The organism is Sediminibacterium roseum (assembly GCF_009939005.1).
GTDB classification, from domain to species: Bacteria; Bacteroidota; Bacteroidia; order Chitinophagales; family Chitinophagaceae; genus Sediminibacterium; species Sediminibacterium roseum.
This window is the reverse complement of sequence record NZ_JAACJS010000015.1, coordinates 1,563,329-1,577,505: the sequence shown is the minus strand read 5'-3', so window position 1 is coordinate 1,577,505 and position 14,177 is coordinate 1,563,329. Positions and strand designations below refer to the sequence as shown.

Genomic DNA, 14,177 nt, shown 5'->3' with positions numbered 1-14,177 from the left:
CCAAAACTGTTCAAGCCAACTGCCTTATGCAACCTGGTTCTGCCCCGCTTACCAATACCGCTGCTTCTGCGTTGCCGCATGCCGTGCGTGATTACAAGCGGTATTATTACCTGTTGCTGATCGTTTCCGGCTTGCTGCTGCTCAGCATCTTTACTTATATATGGTTATGGAAAAGAGAATCGGGCCATGTTCACCACGCGCTCAACGGCAATAGCAGGCTGCGCGGTGTAATGGCGGTTGACGATTCATCCGGCCAGTTCATCGCTGCGATTGCAAGAAATGAGGTTGATTCTGTTGTTTCCGTATTGGTGAGCGAAGACGGCGGAACAAATTTTGAAGAATGGGGCACATGGAAAATTGCCGCCGGGGAAAAGCGCGACATCCATAAAATATTCATCGCACCCGATCACAGGTCCATTGTTGCAATGGATGATCACAACATTTACATAAAAGGCGCAAATGCAGACAGCTTCGTTGTGCTCAAGGCAACAACGGATCTTGAAACCATGCGCGGCGCCGTTTTTTCAGCGATATCGGACAGCGTTTTTGCTTTTTCAAACGACAGCATTTATGCGTTTGATTACAAGAAATACGATTCGGTAAGCGTAGGATACCTGAACGGCCTGGCCAGCATTTCATCGCTTACCATTGCGGCGGAGACCAATCACCTGGCGGGTATTGCGGTGTCGAGGTCCGCAGCTTATGCACAGGGAGCGTTTGCCAATTACCGGGTCATCTACCGGCGCACGTCGGCATTTGGATCTTTTCAGAACGGGGTAACCAATGAACCCGCATCTACGGGCCCTCCACCGGATACAAGCCTTCCTTCACCTGCCACGTCAACCCCTAAAATGTGAAGCAACTGAAAAAAATACCGTTGCTTCTCGTATTGCTGTGCTGCGGCGCTTTTGGCCTGCAGGCACAGGAGCGGTTTGTGCCTTTCCCTCAATTTTTTTACGGCAACTACATCTTCAATTACAACGAGGTTTCCCCGGACGATTCGGATGGGTATGTGGGAGTGATGGGCCGCTACATTTACAATAGCGAACGCACCATTGCTGCGTCCATAGGAAATACAACCGGCACACACCAATGGAAGAGGACCTTTGTAAACCCGTCGTGCCATTACGAACAGCTGTTGCAATCGCGCCAGCAACACGGCGCTGATTTTTATTTTTTCAGCGATACGCTTCCCTATTACGAATACATGTCGGGTTCATTGGAAGACTCCGCATCGCTGCCGCTCGACTCGATCAGGAACGCATACGGCATCGCCGGTCTTTTTCCTGTAAACGATACCCTGATGTATGCGATGATCGACAACGGCGATCATGGCGTTTACCAGAAAAGTTTTTACATCGCAAAAAAGAAAGGCCGCGCCGGTTGGCAAACGGTGCCGGTTGTTGTGCGTGAAAACGGGCACCGCCCTTGGTTGCGCAACAGTATCCTGTGGGTGGCCGGTTCTTTGTTGTACCTGGCCGTGATGCTCTTTATCCTGTTCCGCAGGAAAGCAAAACTGATCCGGATGATACAGGAAGGCGGGCAGGAGGTGCAGGATCTGAAACTGCGCGCCGACCGACCGCTCGATAAGAACCAGCTGGCGGAAGGCGATATGAAACAGGCCATCACGGCAATCGCCGATGTGATCGCGAACAGGAACACGCCGCTGCCAATGACCATCGCCATCAATGGCGCCTGGGGAAGTGGCAAATCATCCATCATGAACTGCATCAGGCAGATGCTTGAAGAGAACAAGGACCAGCGCTTCATCACCACCTGGTTCAATGCATGGCACCAGGAATCGGAAAGCAGCTTGCTGAACGCATTTTTGTTAAAGGTGATCAGGCGCTGCGAGCAACCCTTCTTCAGGAAAAACATATGGGACTCGTTTTTTGCATCGGTCAAATTCAGAACACGGCTCGCGACAACAAGGTTTGTTAAACAACCGGGCTACCGGAAGATACTCACCGGGTTTACCGTTGTATTGTTTGCGGCAGTGATACTGGACCTTTGCGTGTCGTTGTACTATATGAACCCGAAGCACGAATGGCGTGCTGCGGACCTGCATTTGCTGGGGCATACGATCGACTGGAGAAATCTTTTTTCGATAACCAATGTTACCACCAGCGTGATCACGGTATTGCTGCCCATTGTGAGTTTCTTCTTCCTGCAATCGGAGAAATCGCCTACGCTCGGCGCATTCGCCAACATCATCTACAAAAAGAATTTCGCGCTGGATGCGGAAAAAAAGGTACCGGATATGCGCGAGAAATTCCGTACCGAATACTGGGAGATCATGGGCGCTTTGGGCGATAAAACACTGATTGTTTTTATCGACGACCTCGACCGTGTAGGCGGCAAAAAAATATTTGAGATGCTGGAGGCGTTGAATTTTATCAGCGACGTAACATCCAAACCGGATGATTCGCAGCAGGAAAGTTTCCGTGCGGTGTTTGTGCTTGGGTTGTATGTAGACCAGGTTGCGGAAAACCTTGGCAGCTATTTGATCGACAGCAAGGAAACGATCGCATCTTCATACAACAACGATCCATCCAAGCTCGGGTTGCAATATTTGGAGAAAATGATACAACTCAATGTGCCCGTGCCTTTGAGCCCGAACGATATTTCAGAACCAACAGACGCGCCCAAAAATGCCAGCTAAAAAATACTATAACCTTTCGCGTTCCATACTTGCGGTAGTGTGCCTGTTGCTCGGCGCCTACGGTGGCTGGTATGTGTTTGCGAAGGTGCTGGGGAAAGAAGTAACGGAAGAAAGCTTTAGGCATACGGTTGCAGAGGAGAAGGCAAAGAAAGATACGGTGTATGTAAAAGTGGTGAACCCATCTTTCAACGGCCCGTCAACTACGTTTACACGGGCAGCCAGGCAGGACACCGCCCGAACAACAGACCGCAGCGGCGAAACCCTGAAGCGGCGGCAACGCCCGGCCAATGAAGAAGAACTTCCACCGCAGTCGGGCGCTTACCTCGAAAAGCGCCAGCAGCCGAATATTTCCTCTATTGTTGCCAATGCCGCCGATACGGCAAGCGGTATGCGGAACAAGGAAACATTCAAAGCCGTTTTCAGCAGTTGGCCCATATGGGCGGCTTCGGCAGTAGCGGTCCTGATCCTGCTGGTTGCCTTTTTTATGAAAGACGATTCGCTCGCCAATGCAACCCTGAAAGATGTGCCGCCGGCCATTCTCGAGCAGTTGTTTGCAGAGCTTCACGATGAGATCAATCTTTTCAGGAACCCGAGAAAAATATTGCGTTACCGCAACGCGGTGAGCTATCATTACTTCTTCTTTAAACAGAAAAACCTCGACACGCCCGACAATGTTCGCAAGATGATGAACCTGCTCCTCGCCATCCACCGCAGCCCGGCCATTGTAGACACCCGCGATGTAGACGATGCTGCACTTTCAGAACCAGGCTGGTTTGTGGAACGTTTCGCCCAATCACCCCACAAAGGGCTCACGCAAATCAACCTCCCGGAAGACAGGGAAATGGTGATGCTTGTGTTGAAGCTGAATGCGGATATGGGATGATGATGTTTACCGGGTTACATTCGCCTGCCCTCCCTGCGGCTTTGTGCAACATTCTTGTCTTTACCGGTAAATCCTCGATCAATGTCGCCCCGCTGATGTAAAAATCAGCCCATACCTCGGCCTTTGTTAAAAAATCATTACGTTTTTGTAAAATTTTCTAAAAAAGGCACTATCTTAAAACGAATTTTTTAAATGATTATTCAACAGAGTCAGCTAAAAACAGCAGGCTATATCGGCAAAAAAACGCATAGAGATAAAATGTCAATATCCATTATTAAACGCTAATGCTAAAACTCCCGCTATGAAGAAACACTTCCCGTTCATGCTGTTTGCATTGCTTGCCTGTTGTTTTGCGGCGCATGCACAGTCCAGTGTAAGAGGTATCGTTACCGATTACATAACCAAGGCCCCCATTGCCGGCGCTACCGTGCATGTGAAGGGTACTTCCTCCCGCGCTGCATCGGCCAGCGATGGCAGTTATGTTATTTCCGTTCCCGCCAATGCCACTGCATTGGTGTTCCAGATCGTTGGCTATCAGGACCAGGAAGTGGCCATCGGCGGGAGAACCTTGATTAACATGGCGCTCCAGCCGAATGTGGAATCGTTGAACGATGTGATCGTTGTTGCTTACGGCACCGCCAAAAGAGCGAGTTATACGGGAGCAGCCGCTACGATCAACCAGGACGCTATCAAAGACAATCCCTTTACCTCCTTCCAGAATTCATTGACGGGCCGGGCAGCCGGTGTGCAGGTAACAACAGCGAGCGGAGAAGCAGGGGCCACACCGAGCATCCGCATCAGGGGCATCGGTTCGATGAACGCGAGCAACGAACCTCTGTATGTGATCGATGGCGTACCGGTGATCTCGGGCGACCAGGGCACACTCAGCGGATCGTACATCGGTTCCAACAACGTAATGAATACGCTCAACCCTTCAGACATTGAAACCATCACCATCCTGAAAGATGCAGCCGCTTCGTCGCTGTATGGTTCAAGGGCCGCAAACGGTGTTGTGGTGATCACCACCAAAAAGGGTAAAAAAGGAAAACCAAAAGTGCACCTCAACTCGTCTATCGGTATAACACCTTCATGGGCCACAGACAACTATGAGACGGCCAATGTGCAGGAACAGATCAATATGCTGTACAGGATCTTGTATGATAACAAAACTTCTGCAGGACAAACCGCCGCACAGGCCAATACCTATGCGCTCGGACAGTTGAACACTAAGTTCAATAAACATGGTTACAAATTTGCAACGGCAGGAACGGCGCTGAACGATAATGTGAACATCACCGGCATGACCGATGGTATTGTGAACCGGGAAGGAACTTACTTCGACTGGGACAAGGCTTATTTTGGAACCGGTATTTACCAGACCAATGACCTTTCTGTAAGCGGTGGTGATGACAATACAACCTATTATACATCGCTCAACTATACAAGGGATCAGAACAGGATCCACATCAATAAGCTCGATCGTATTTCGGGCCGTATGAACCTCACGCAAAAAGTAGGAACGCTGCTTGAGTTTGCCACCAACGTAGGTATTGCAAGAAACAGCCAGGTGGGCTTTAACGATTCGAGGAATACCGGCGCCAACTATTTCTTCCAGGTGAGAAACCTGTTGTGGCCTTTTTACTGGCCAACAGATTACAAAACCGGCCAGCCTTTTACCGCGCGTTTTGGAAGCCTTGCGCAGAACAATATTTATTACAACGATCAATGGAACAACAATTCTGTAACCAAACGTTTTTCTGTGAATGAAACGGTTACGTTGAAGATCCTTCCTGAGCTCAACATCAAATCCGTTTTCTCTTACGACAACGCAGAAGTGAAGGATCATTTGTATTACAGCTCGATCCATTACAATGGTTCTGCAACAAACGGGCTGATCCAGGAAAGCAGCACAGGGATAAGCAAACTGGTTTCTTCTACCACGATCAATTACGCAAAAAATTTCGGTTATCATGGCATTACTGTGCTGGGTGGATTTGAGTACGAAAAAAACATTACAGAGTTTCAAACCACAACCGGTACCAATCTTCCTTCCAGCGCATTGACAACCTTGTCGCCCGCAGGCGCATTTGCGGGCAGCGGGTATAACTATGGCAACGCGATCGCTTCTGTATTATCCCGCCTGGAATACAATTACAAACAAAGATATTTCCTGTCGGGATCGTTCCGCCGCGATGGTTCTTCCAAACTTGCGCCAGGCACCCGCTATGGTAATTTCTGGTCGGTAGCCGGTTCATGGAAGATCAGCGGTGAAGATTTTATGAACGATCTTACCGCGGTCAGTAATTTAAGACTGAGGGCATCATATGGTATCAACGGTACCCTGCCATCGCAGAACTATGGATGGAGATCGCTCACCAATTACACCTTGCGTTACAACGGCAATGCCGGCGGGTACTTATCAACCAATGCAAATCCTGATCTTACCTGGGAAACCAATTACACCACCAACATTGCTCTGGAGTTTGGTCTCTTCAAACAGAAACTGACAGGTACCATCGAGTACTTCAACCGTGATTCCAAGAACCTTCTGCAGGATGTGCCTATCTCAACCGTTACCGGTTTCTCAAGTGCATTGGCAAACGTGGGAGAGATCAACAACAGGGGCATCGAGGTAGAGCTTGGTGGCGACATCATCAACAGCAAATCGGTTAAATGGACGGCTTCGCTGAATGCATCGTTCATCAAATCAAAAGTTACGAAACTGTATGGCGGAAGGGACATTGTATGGTACGACCCTACCGGCGGCGATGCACGCGCACAGTTCATTTACAGGGAAGGTGCATCAACCCTGAGCCTCTGGGGCTACGAGTGGGCCGGTGTTGATGCGAAGAACGGCAACAATGTGTACTACGTTAACAACCCTGGAGATCCAAAAGCGGGAGATTTTCTTTACAACGGCAGGGGAGCAACCTATACTTTCACAAAAGCAAACTATACCATCATCGGCAATGCAATGCCTGATGTGTATGGCGGATTGAATACGGAAGTATCGTACAAAGACTTCACACTCGGTTTGAACTTCATTTACAAATTCGGTGGAAACATATACGATGGTGCAAACAAAGATGTATCGGACGATGGTTACTACTGGGAAAGGATCAGGGAAAAATCTGTGTACTCGAAAATGTGGACGCCTGAAAACACATCGGGAACCGTTCCGCTGCTGCGTGGAACCGATCTTACAGACCCGATGCAATACAGCACGCGCCAGATGAGCAGCGCCAGCTTCCTGCGATTGAAGAACATCAATCTCGCTTATGCGCTGCCGGAAAGCCTGATCGGCAGGATAGGCATCAAGAGCGCAAGGGTATTCTTCAACGGAACAAACCTGCTTACCTTCTCGAAATACAAAACAGCAGATCCTGAAGTGAACCAGTATGGAACCCGTGGATGGGAAACGCCATTGGGCAAAGTGTATACGTTTGGGCTCGATATTAATTTTTAATCCATCAAAAGCTTAAGTCATGAATAAACTAAAAATATTTTTACCGATGCTGGCGCTGGGATGGTTCTCCTGCAGCAAACAGCTCGACGTACAGTCTACCAACCAGGTTGATGCAAGCACGTCTATCAAAACACCCGCTGATGCGCAGATCATGATCAATGGCATCATCCGCAGCATGAGCAGTTCAGATTATTACGGAAGGAACTTTGTTCTGTACGGAGATGCAAAAGGCGGCGATCTCACCATCGCATCGCAGGGAAGGGGCAACGACGGGCTCTATACTTTCAACCACTCCGCATCCAGCGGAAGTTATTCCGGTTACTGGTCGCAGATCTATTTCTCTTTGCTGCAGGTGAACAACCTTCTCCAGAACATCGATAAGCTGGAAGCGGCTGGTGCCACGGGTTTTGGCAGTTACAAAGGACAGGCGCTTACCCTCCGCGCCATCATGTATTTCGACCTGGTAAGGCTCTATGGCAAACCATACGATGTTGATAAAACCGCGTACGGCGTACCGAATGTTACCACGCCATTGACATCGTCTGCGCAACCGTTGCGCAACACGGTGAACGACAACTACACACAGATCATGAACGACCTGAAAGCCGCTGCGCCGCTGCTGGGAAAAGCAAAGGCAAACGGTTTCATCAATTACTATGGCAACATTGCGATGCAGGCGCGCGTGTATCTCTACATGAAAGATTATGCAAATGCGCTGAAGTTTTCAGAAGAGATCATCACCAGCAATGTGTATTCGCTGTACAGCAATGCGGCCTGGGTAGACTCCTGGAAAACGCAGTTTGGATCAGAATCGATCTTTGAGATCGGCGTCTATCCGCTTGAAGGCGACCTGGGAGCGACTTCGCTTGGTGGCTACCTCAGGAAGAAAGGAGATGGCGGAAGCACGATACTCGGATGGTTCATCGCCAGCGATTATTACCTCAACCGCTTGAAACAGGATGCCGCCGATGTAAGATGGGGCGTAATGAACGACGATGAGATCTCCACCACCGCCAATCCGCGCAAAGGAGCCTTGTACAAATACAGTGGAAGTACCACGCTTGCCGGCGATGGAAAAGCAACCAGCACCGCCGTGAACATAAAGGTGATCAGGCTTTCAGAGATTTACCTGATTGCGGCGGAAGCGGCGTTGCCAACGGATGCCCCGAAGGCGGCCACCTACCTCAATGCCATCAGGAAACGTTCGCCAAACCTGTTGCCCGCAACAGGTTTAACGGTTACGCTGGATATGATATTGGATGAAAGAAGCAAAGAACTTTTTGGCGAGGGCCAACGGTTTTTTGATATGATCCGCCTGAACAAGAGTATCACGTTCAACGACGACATCATCGGCATATCGGTTCCAACACGTCCGAAAACGATAGACAGGACATTCTTTAAAACTTTGCTGCCGATCTCCCAAACCGAGATCAACGCAAACCCTGCACTGGGCGGGCAGCAGAATACCGGTTACTAAGGCAAGACAGAAAAACAAGCAAGAAGGGGCGCTGCGATGCAGTGCCCTTTTTGTTTTCGGAAGAGTGGTTGTGGCCATGGCCACGCGCAACAATGTTCCCTTATTAATTTGGAGTATATACAAATAGTATATACCTTTGAACAAATCGATTTTATGAAGACGCTTTCCCTAAAACTTGATGATACAATTTTTGACGAGGCAGAGAACATCACCCATCAATTGAAACTTCCCAGGAACAGGTATATCAATGAGGCGGTAAACCTCTATAATCTTTTTAACAAAAGGCAAATCCTTAAGAAAAAGTTGCTGAAAGAGTCCAGGCTTTCGAGAAAGGACTCTATGGATATTTTACGTGAATTTGAACAACTCGTTGATGAAAATTAATCAGTTTGACATCTGGCTGGCCAACCTCAACCCGGCTAAAGGAACTGAGCCGGGTAAAATCCGCCCTGTTGTCGTTATCCAGACCAATTTGTTAAACGGCGAGCATCCTTCAACGATCGTTTGCCCAATCACAACAAATGTGCAGCCCGAACTTGAAATATTGCGCGTGCATCTCAAAAAGTCACAGCTCGAAAAGGCAAGTGATGTTTTGGTTGACCAGATCCGTGCTATTGATAACAAGCGTTTAATAGAAAAGGTCGCCAGATTGACAAAAGAACAAGCAAGTTCGTTAAAACGAAACCTTCAGATAGTGCTAGACCTCTAAAGCTTTCGCCGTTGTTGGTCGCCCGACCAACAACAAACAAACATCTGCATTATGGATGATATTCAAGTATGAGCCCACTTAAGCTAATGCATCGCTGGTGATTTAGTTCCGGTAACATCCAAAATTGTATCTAAAGTTTTGTCCCCACAGACTTGGCGGATATTCTATCCATTGAAGCTAACAAACAAAAAGCCCACCTGCGCTAAGCTTCGCTGGACGATGTAGTCCCGATAAGAATCGAACTTGTATCTAAAGTTTAGTCCCCACAGTACTGTGGGGATATTCTATCCATTGATAGCTTAATAAACAAAAAGCCCACCTGCGCTAAAGCTTCGGTGGGCGAGTAGTCCCGACAAGAATCGAACTTGTATCTAAAGTTTAGTCCCCACAGTACTGTGGGGATATTCTATCCATTGATAGCTTAATAAACAAAAAGCCCACCTGCGCTAAAGCTTCGGTGGGCGATGTAGTCCCGACAAGAATCGAACTTGTATCTAAAGTTTAGGAAACTTCTATTCTATCCATTGAACTACGGGACCAGCATTATTAATTAGCAATTAGGAACTAATAATTAATAATTGGAGCGCAAAAATAGGGGTCTGGCGGGGATATAACAAGAGCTGCCTGCCTGGTTTTAAGGATGGGCCGGCTTTTTATTCTCTTCCTGGGGATCGGCATCTACCTTTTTGGCCTTTTGACTGTCCTGGATGGTGAGGCCCTCCTCCGGATGATCGGCGGCATCTTCTCCCGGGGCCTTGTCTACGCCCTGCGGGCCGGAAAGCTGGTCTTGGGGCTTGTCGCTGCCTGGTTTATCGGTTGTCATATGGATTGTTTTAAGGTTTATAGATGGATCGCATCGGGCAGTTTGATGCCTGATGCAACAAGCGCTTTCAGCAATGCCTCGCGGAAACCCTGGCGCTCGTCTTCAAAACCATGTGCCGGAAGCCAGAGATTGATGATGATGCGGTAACAATCAGGGTCGATGTGCGATACCCCGATCCTGTAGGCCGGCGACTGCAGCACAGCACTGCGCGATCTGATCGCGGTCTCCACCACGGAACGGATCTGCTCAAATGGGACCGGAAACGCCACTTTCATCTCCGTATCCAGGCGCCTGGTGCCCTCCCGGCTCAGGTTGACGATCTGTTCATTCGATAATTTGCTGTTGGGGATGATCACGGTGCGGTTGTCATATGTTTTGATGACCGTGTAAAACAATTGAATCGAATCAACGGTTCCCTCCTGTCCCTGTGCCAGAACATTGTCACCTACCCGGTAAGGTTTGAGCACAAGGATCAATATACCGCTGGTAAAATTCTGCAGGGTGCCCGACAAAGCGAGACCGGCCGCCACACCTACGGATGCGATCAGCGCAGCGAAAATACTCATCTCGATTCCCAGGATCTGCATGATGGCGATCACCAGTAAGACCTGCAGCGTGGTAAACAGCAATCCCAGTAAAAAAGGCCGGAGCGAGGGAGCGAAATTTTTCTGCTGCATGGATCGGTGCGTCCATTTTCTAAGCAGGCGGATCAGCCATTGCCCTGCAAAGAACACCACCAGGGCCAGCAACACACGCGGCCCCGCATTTACGAGCCAGGTGAGGGCTTTGTCGTAAAATTTATCCATGTCCATGGCGCAGAAGGTTAAAAAATTATGCCAATCAGGGCTGAAAACAAAAAGCAGTTTGCGGTGTGAAGTCATAGACGGGGCGCCTAAGCTTATGACCTGCCGCAACCAAATTCTTCCTACATTCAATCTTCAAATCCATATATGAAACAAATCATTTACTGTTTTCTGCTGGCCGCGTTTTTTCTTACAACAGGAAATGCAAATGCGCAATCAGGAAACAAACCCAAAGCGGTGCTCAACCACCTTGCTATTTATGTGACCAACCTGCAGCGTACGGTCGATTTTTACAGCAATGTGTTCCAGCTGGATACGATCCCGGAACCATTTCACGATAACAAACATGCGTGGTATTCCATCGCGCCCGGTGTGGCCCTGCATGTGATCGCGGGAGCGGATAAACCCAAAGAATATTTTCTCAATAACCACATGTGCTTCAGCGTGGCATCGGTGGATGATTTTGTTGCCAGGATCAGGGCCCGCAACATTTCCTGGGTCAATGCCAAGGGCGAGCCCGGTCTCATCACTACGCGGGTGGATGGTGTAAAACAAGTCTGGGTCAACGACCCCGACGGATATTTCATCGAGGTGAACGACGCAAAGAACTAAGCAGTTGGGCCTTTGGCGCGCCACTGTTTCCAAACGCCCAACTTTCTTTATCTTTGCGGCATTATGAAGTTTTACAATCTTTTGATCAAATACCGTTTCTGGCTGGGTTTATTTTCTTTGGCGCTGGCAGTGTTCGTGAACGTGTACAGTGGTTTCTGGCCCGCTTTTGTTTTATATTTCTTAGGGGTGATCGCTATTGCGAGCCATCTGTTCATCGGCCCCATGCGTCTTATACAGGAGCCGATGGAAGCCGGCAACGTGGAAGAAGTAAACCGGATCCTCAACAGCATCTGGTGGCCCAACCTGCTGTATAAACCTGTCCGCTCCACCTTCTATACCATCAAGGGCAACCTGGCCATGATGAACCAGGATTTTGATGCAGCCGAAAAACACCTCAAAAAAAGTTCCGACCTGGGCTCGCCGATGCCCGAAGCAGAGGGCGCCAATAAATTGCAATTGGGTATGATGGCCATGCAGCGTGGCGACCTGAAACAGGGTGAAAACTACATCCGCGCCGCTATCCGCGCAGGTATTCCAGATAAAGAGAGCGAGGCCGTGGCTTACCTGAGCATGTGCCAGATCTTTATGAACAAAAGGGAGTTCCGCGCCGCTAAAGATTTTTTCCGCCGCGCCAAAGCCTGCAAACCGAAAACCAAACAGGTGCTCGACCAGGTAAAAGAGATCGAGAAATACATTTCGAGAATGCCGGGATAAGGTTTGCGTTCATCCGTGAATCTTTATTACAGGAAGCCGTTCAAATGCGCAATACAGCCGCGTATGAACGGCTTTTTCAATGCAGCCTGCCGGTTGCTGCGCCGCCCTTTCATCCATCCGCTGTCTCCACGCTAACAAAAAGTTAAAGCCCGGCTGCGCGCCGATTATTTTTTGCGGTTTACGAAATATTCGTAGATTTACGAACTCATCGTAGATTATCATGGAGAAACTGACCAAACAGGAAGAAGAAGTGATGCAGGCCATCTGGAACGCCGGCGAAAACAACATCAAGGCATTTCTTGAATACCTGCCCCAACCGCGCCCGCCGTATACAACGCTGGCCTCAACCGTAAAAAACCTGGAGAAAAAGAATTTTCTCAGCAGTCGCCTGATCGGTAACAACTACCTGTACAAACCCCTGGTATCCGAAGAAGTATACAAACAGAAACTGATGCAGGGGTTTGCGAAAAATTATTTCAACAACTCTTACAAGGAGATGGTGAACTTTTTCATTGAACAGAAAAAACTCAAGCCAAAAGAACTCCAGGAACTCATCAAAATGATCGAAGAAAAAAAATAACTAAAACCATTACCCATGCAATTGTTATTTGCCTACCTGCTGAAATCTTCGTTTTGCCTGGCATTGGGATACCTGTTTTACTTCCTGTTGCTCCGCAGAATGACCTACTACAACTGGAACCGCTTCTTCCTTCTCCTGTTTCCCGTTGCCGCACTGGCCATCCCTTTGTTGCCGATGGAATTTCCGCAGGAACTCAAACCGGCCAACGTGCTCTTTTTTGTTACAGATGCGATCCCTTCTGTCGATCAAACCCTGGCTACCCCTGCTGCTTCGCAATGGAACCTTGTGTCTTATTTGATATGGATACCCGTTGCCGGAATGCTGTTTTTTCTCCTTCGTTTTGCCCTCCGGTTCTATTCCCTTTACAAAACGCGCGATGCAGCAAGGCTGATCAGCGATGGCGACATCAAACTCTATCACCTGGAAGGTTGCGCCGCCCCGTTTTCTTTTTACAACAGCATTTACCTTGACGCCAACGCATACGAAGAAACCGAACTCGAAAAAATAATGGAGCATGAGATCGTTCACGTTTCCCAGAAACATACGATGGATATGCTGTTTTCAGAACTGCTCTGCATTGTGCAATGGTTCAACCCGTTTGCGTGGTTCATGAAACACGCCATCAGGCAGAACCTTGAATTCATCGCCGACGAATCTGTTTTACAGAAAGGTGCAAACCGCGAAGGATACCAGTATTTATTATTGAAAGTATCGGGCGCCATGCCTTATTCGCTCGCCAATAATTTATTGTTCCCCTCTCTCAAAAAAAGGATCCACATGATGAACCGCGAGCGCACGGGGAAAATACACCTGCTTAAATTCATGTGCCTTGTTCCGCTGGTTTGCCTGCTGCTGTTCGCTTTCAGCGGCCCCGCCCCGCGGCGTGCGGCGGATTCGCCTTCGGTGTCTTCGGAAATGTTCAGCCTGAGCAGCCTGAGTTTTTACATCAACGATGAAGAGGTGGCGGGCATCGTTCGCCAGGGACAGGGCAAAAGTTTCCTGAAAGCCGGTGGCCCCCTGAGCTTATCCCTGATCAGCCAGGAAAAACTGCGTTTGAAAAACCTGCTGGAAGAATACGGCTACAAAAACATCAGCAACCACGCGATCACTTTTTTGATGGACACATCGGCAACCAGCAAGAGCTTTTCCGTGCAGGTAACGATCAACTTAGACAAAACACAAAAACAACTTTACCAGGCAGACAAAATAAAAAGCGACAATACCGCCATTCATACCGGTACTGGTGGACACAACATCCGTTACACGTCTGCAAGGGAAGATGCAGCCGGGCAGGATCCGGTGATCCGGGAACAATCGCCGCCACAACGCGCAACCAGTAACAATGCCGCATCGTTGACCAGGGAATAGACCAAAAACATCGGTTTACAATCCGTTTTTAAAGAGATTCTTTAGAAGCGTGGCGGAGCTTTGCCTTTTGTTTTACAAAA

At 48.8% G+C, this 14,177-nt stretch carries 13 protein-coding genes and 1 tRNA gene; 11 read left to right on the top strand and 3 right to left on the bottom strand.

Going from position 1 to position 14,177, the window contains the following annotated elements; translation table 11 throughout:
* Positions 1 to 26 precede the first annotated feature (26 nt).
* The 7 genes from GWC95_RS18015 (at position 27) to GWC95_RS17985 (ending at position 9,197) form a co-directional block, all read left to right on the top strand.
* Entirely contained in the window at positions 27 to 857 is an 831-nt protein-coding gene (locus tag GWC95_RS18015) for a hypothetical protein (RefSeq protein ID WP_161820098.1), read from the top strand.
* A complete protein-coding gene (locus tag GWC95_RS18010) occupies positions 854 to 2,662 on the top strand; it encodes a KAP family P-loop NTPase fold protein (protein ID WP_161820097.1) in 1,809 nt (602 codons plus the stop codon). The genes GWC95_RS18015 and GWC95_RS18010 overlap by 4 nt, the downstream gene beginning before the upstream one ends.
* Positions 2,652 to 3,545, top strand: coding sequence for a hypothetical protein (locus GWC95_RS18005; protein ID WP_161820096.1), 894 nt, complete (start codon positions 2,652 to 2,654; stop codon positions 3,543 to 3,545). The genes GWC95_RS18010 and GWC95_RS18005 overlap by 11 nt, the downstream gene beginning before the upstream one ends.
* 301 nt (positions 3,546 to 3,846) lie before the next feature.
* Positions 3,847 to 7,011 (top strand): SusC/RagA family TonB-linked outer membrane protein, encoded by a 3,165-nt coding sequence (locus GWC95_RS18000; RefSeq protein WP_161820095.1) that lies wholly within the window; start codon positions 3,847 to 3,849, stop codon positions 7,009 to 7,011.
* Between the two features lie 19 nt (positions 7,012 to 7,030).
* Positions 7,031 to 8,488, top strand: coding sequence for a RagB/SusD family nutrient uptake outer membrane protein (locus GWC95_RS17995; RefSeq protein WP_161820094.1), 1,458 nt, complete (start codon positions 7,031 to 7,033; stop codon positions 8,486 to 8,488).
* A gap of 153 nt (positions 8,489 to 8,641) precedes the next feature.
* Complete coding sequence (locus GWC95_RS17990) at positions 8,642 to 8,872, top strand: hypothetical protein (protein WP_161820093.1); 231 nt, start codon at positions 8,642 to 8,644, stop codon at positions 8,870 to 8,872.
* Entirely contained in the window at positions 8,862 to 9,197 is a 336-nt protein-coding gene (locus GWC95_RS17985) for a type II toxin-antitoxin system PemK/MazF family toxin (RefSeq protein WP_161820092.1), read from the top strand. The genes GWC95_RS17990 and GWC95_RS17985 overlap by 11 nt, the downstream gene beginning before the upstream one ends.
* Positions 9,198 to 9,664: 467 nt before the next feature.
* Here GWC95_RS17985 and GWC95_RS17980 read toward each other — a convergent pair.
* The 3 genes from GWC95_RS17980 to GWC95_RS17970 form a co-directional block, all read right to left on the bottom strand.
* Positions 9,665 to 9,736 (bottom strand) — tRNA-Arg (locus GWC95_RS17980).
* Between the two features lie 95 nt (positions 9,737 to 9,831).
* Entirely contained in the window at positions 9,832 to 10,020 is a 189-nt protein-coding gene (locus tag GWC95_RS17975; RefSeq protein WP_161820091.1) for a hypothetical protein, read from the bottom strand.
* Positions 10,021 to 10,037: 17 nt separating this feature from the next.
* Positions 10,038 to 10,832 (bottom strand): mechanosensitive ion channel family protein, encoded by a 795-nt coding sequence (locus GWC95_RS17970; RefSeq protein WP_161820090.1) that lies wholly within the window; start codon positions 10,830 to 10,832, stop codon positions 10,038 to 10,040.
* Between the two features lie 138 nt (positions 10,833 to 10,970).
* Between GWC95_RS17970 and GWC95_RS17965 the strand changes: the two genes are divergently transcribed.
* The 4 genes from GWC95_RS17965 to GWC95_RS17950 all read left to right on the top strand — a co-directional run bounded on the left by GWC95_RS17965 (position 10,971) and on the right by GWC95_RS17950 (position 14,097).
* Positions 10,971 to 11,435: a VOC family protein gene (locus GWC95_RS17965; protein WP_161820089.1), complete on the top strand. Its 465-nt coding sequence runs from the start codon at positions 10,971 to 10,973 to the stop codon at positions 11,433 to 11,435.
* A 63-nt stretch (positions 11,436 to 11,498) separates the two neighbouring features.
* The gene (locus GWC95_RS17960) at positions 11,499 to 12,149 is read left to right on the top strand and encodes a tetratricopeptide repeat protein (protein WP_161820088.1); all 651 of its coding nucleotides are present in this window, start codon (positions 11,499 to 11,501) and stop codon (positions 12,147 to 12,149) included.
* Between the two features lie 220 nt (positions 12,150 to 12,369).
* On the top strand, positions 12,370 to 12,729 hold the full coding sequence (locus GWC95_RS17955) for a BlaI/MecI/CopY family transcriptional regulator (RefSeq protein ID WP_161820087.1): 360 nt from the start codon (positions 12,370 to 12,372) through the stop codon (positions 12,727 to 12,729).
* Positions 12,730 to 12,744: 15 nt separating this feature from the next.
* A complete protein-coding gene (locus tag GWC95_RS17950; RefSeq protein ID WP_161820086.1) occupies positions 12,745 to 14,097 on the top strand; it encodes a M56 family metallopeptidase in 1,353 nt (450 codons plus the stop codon).
* Positions 14,098 to 14,177 lie beyond the last annotated feature (80 nt).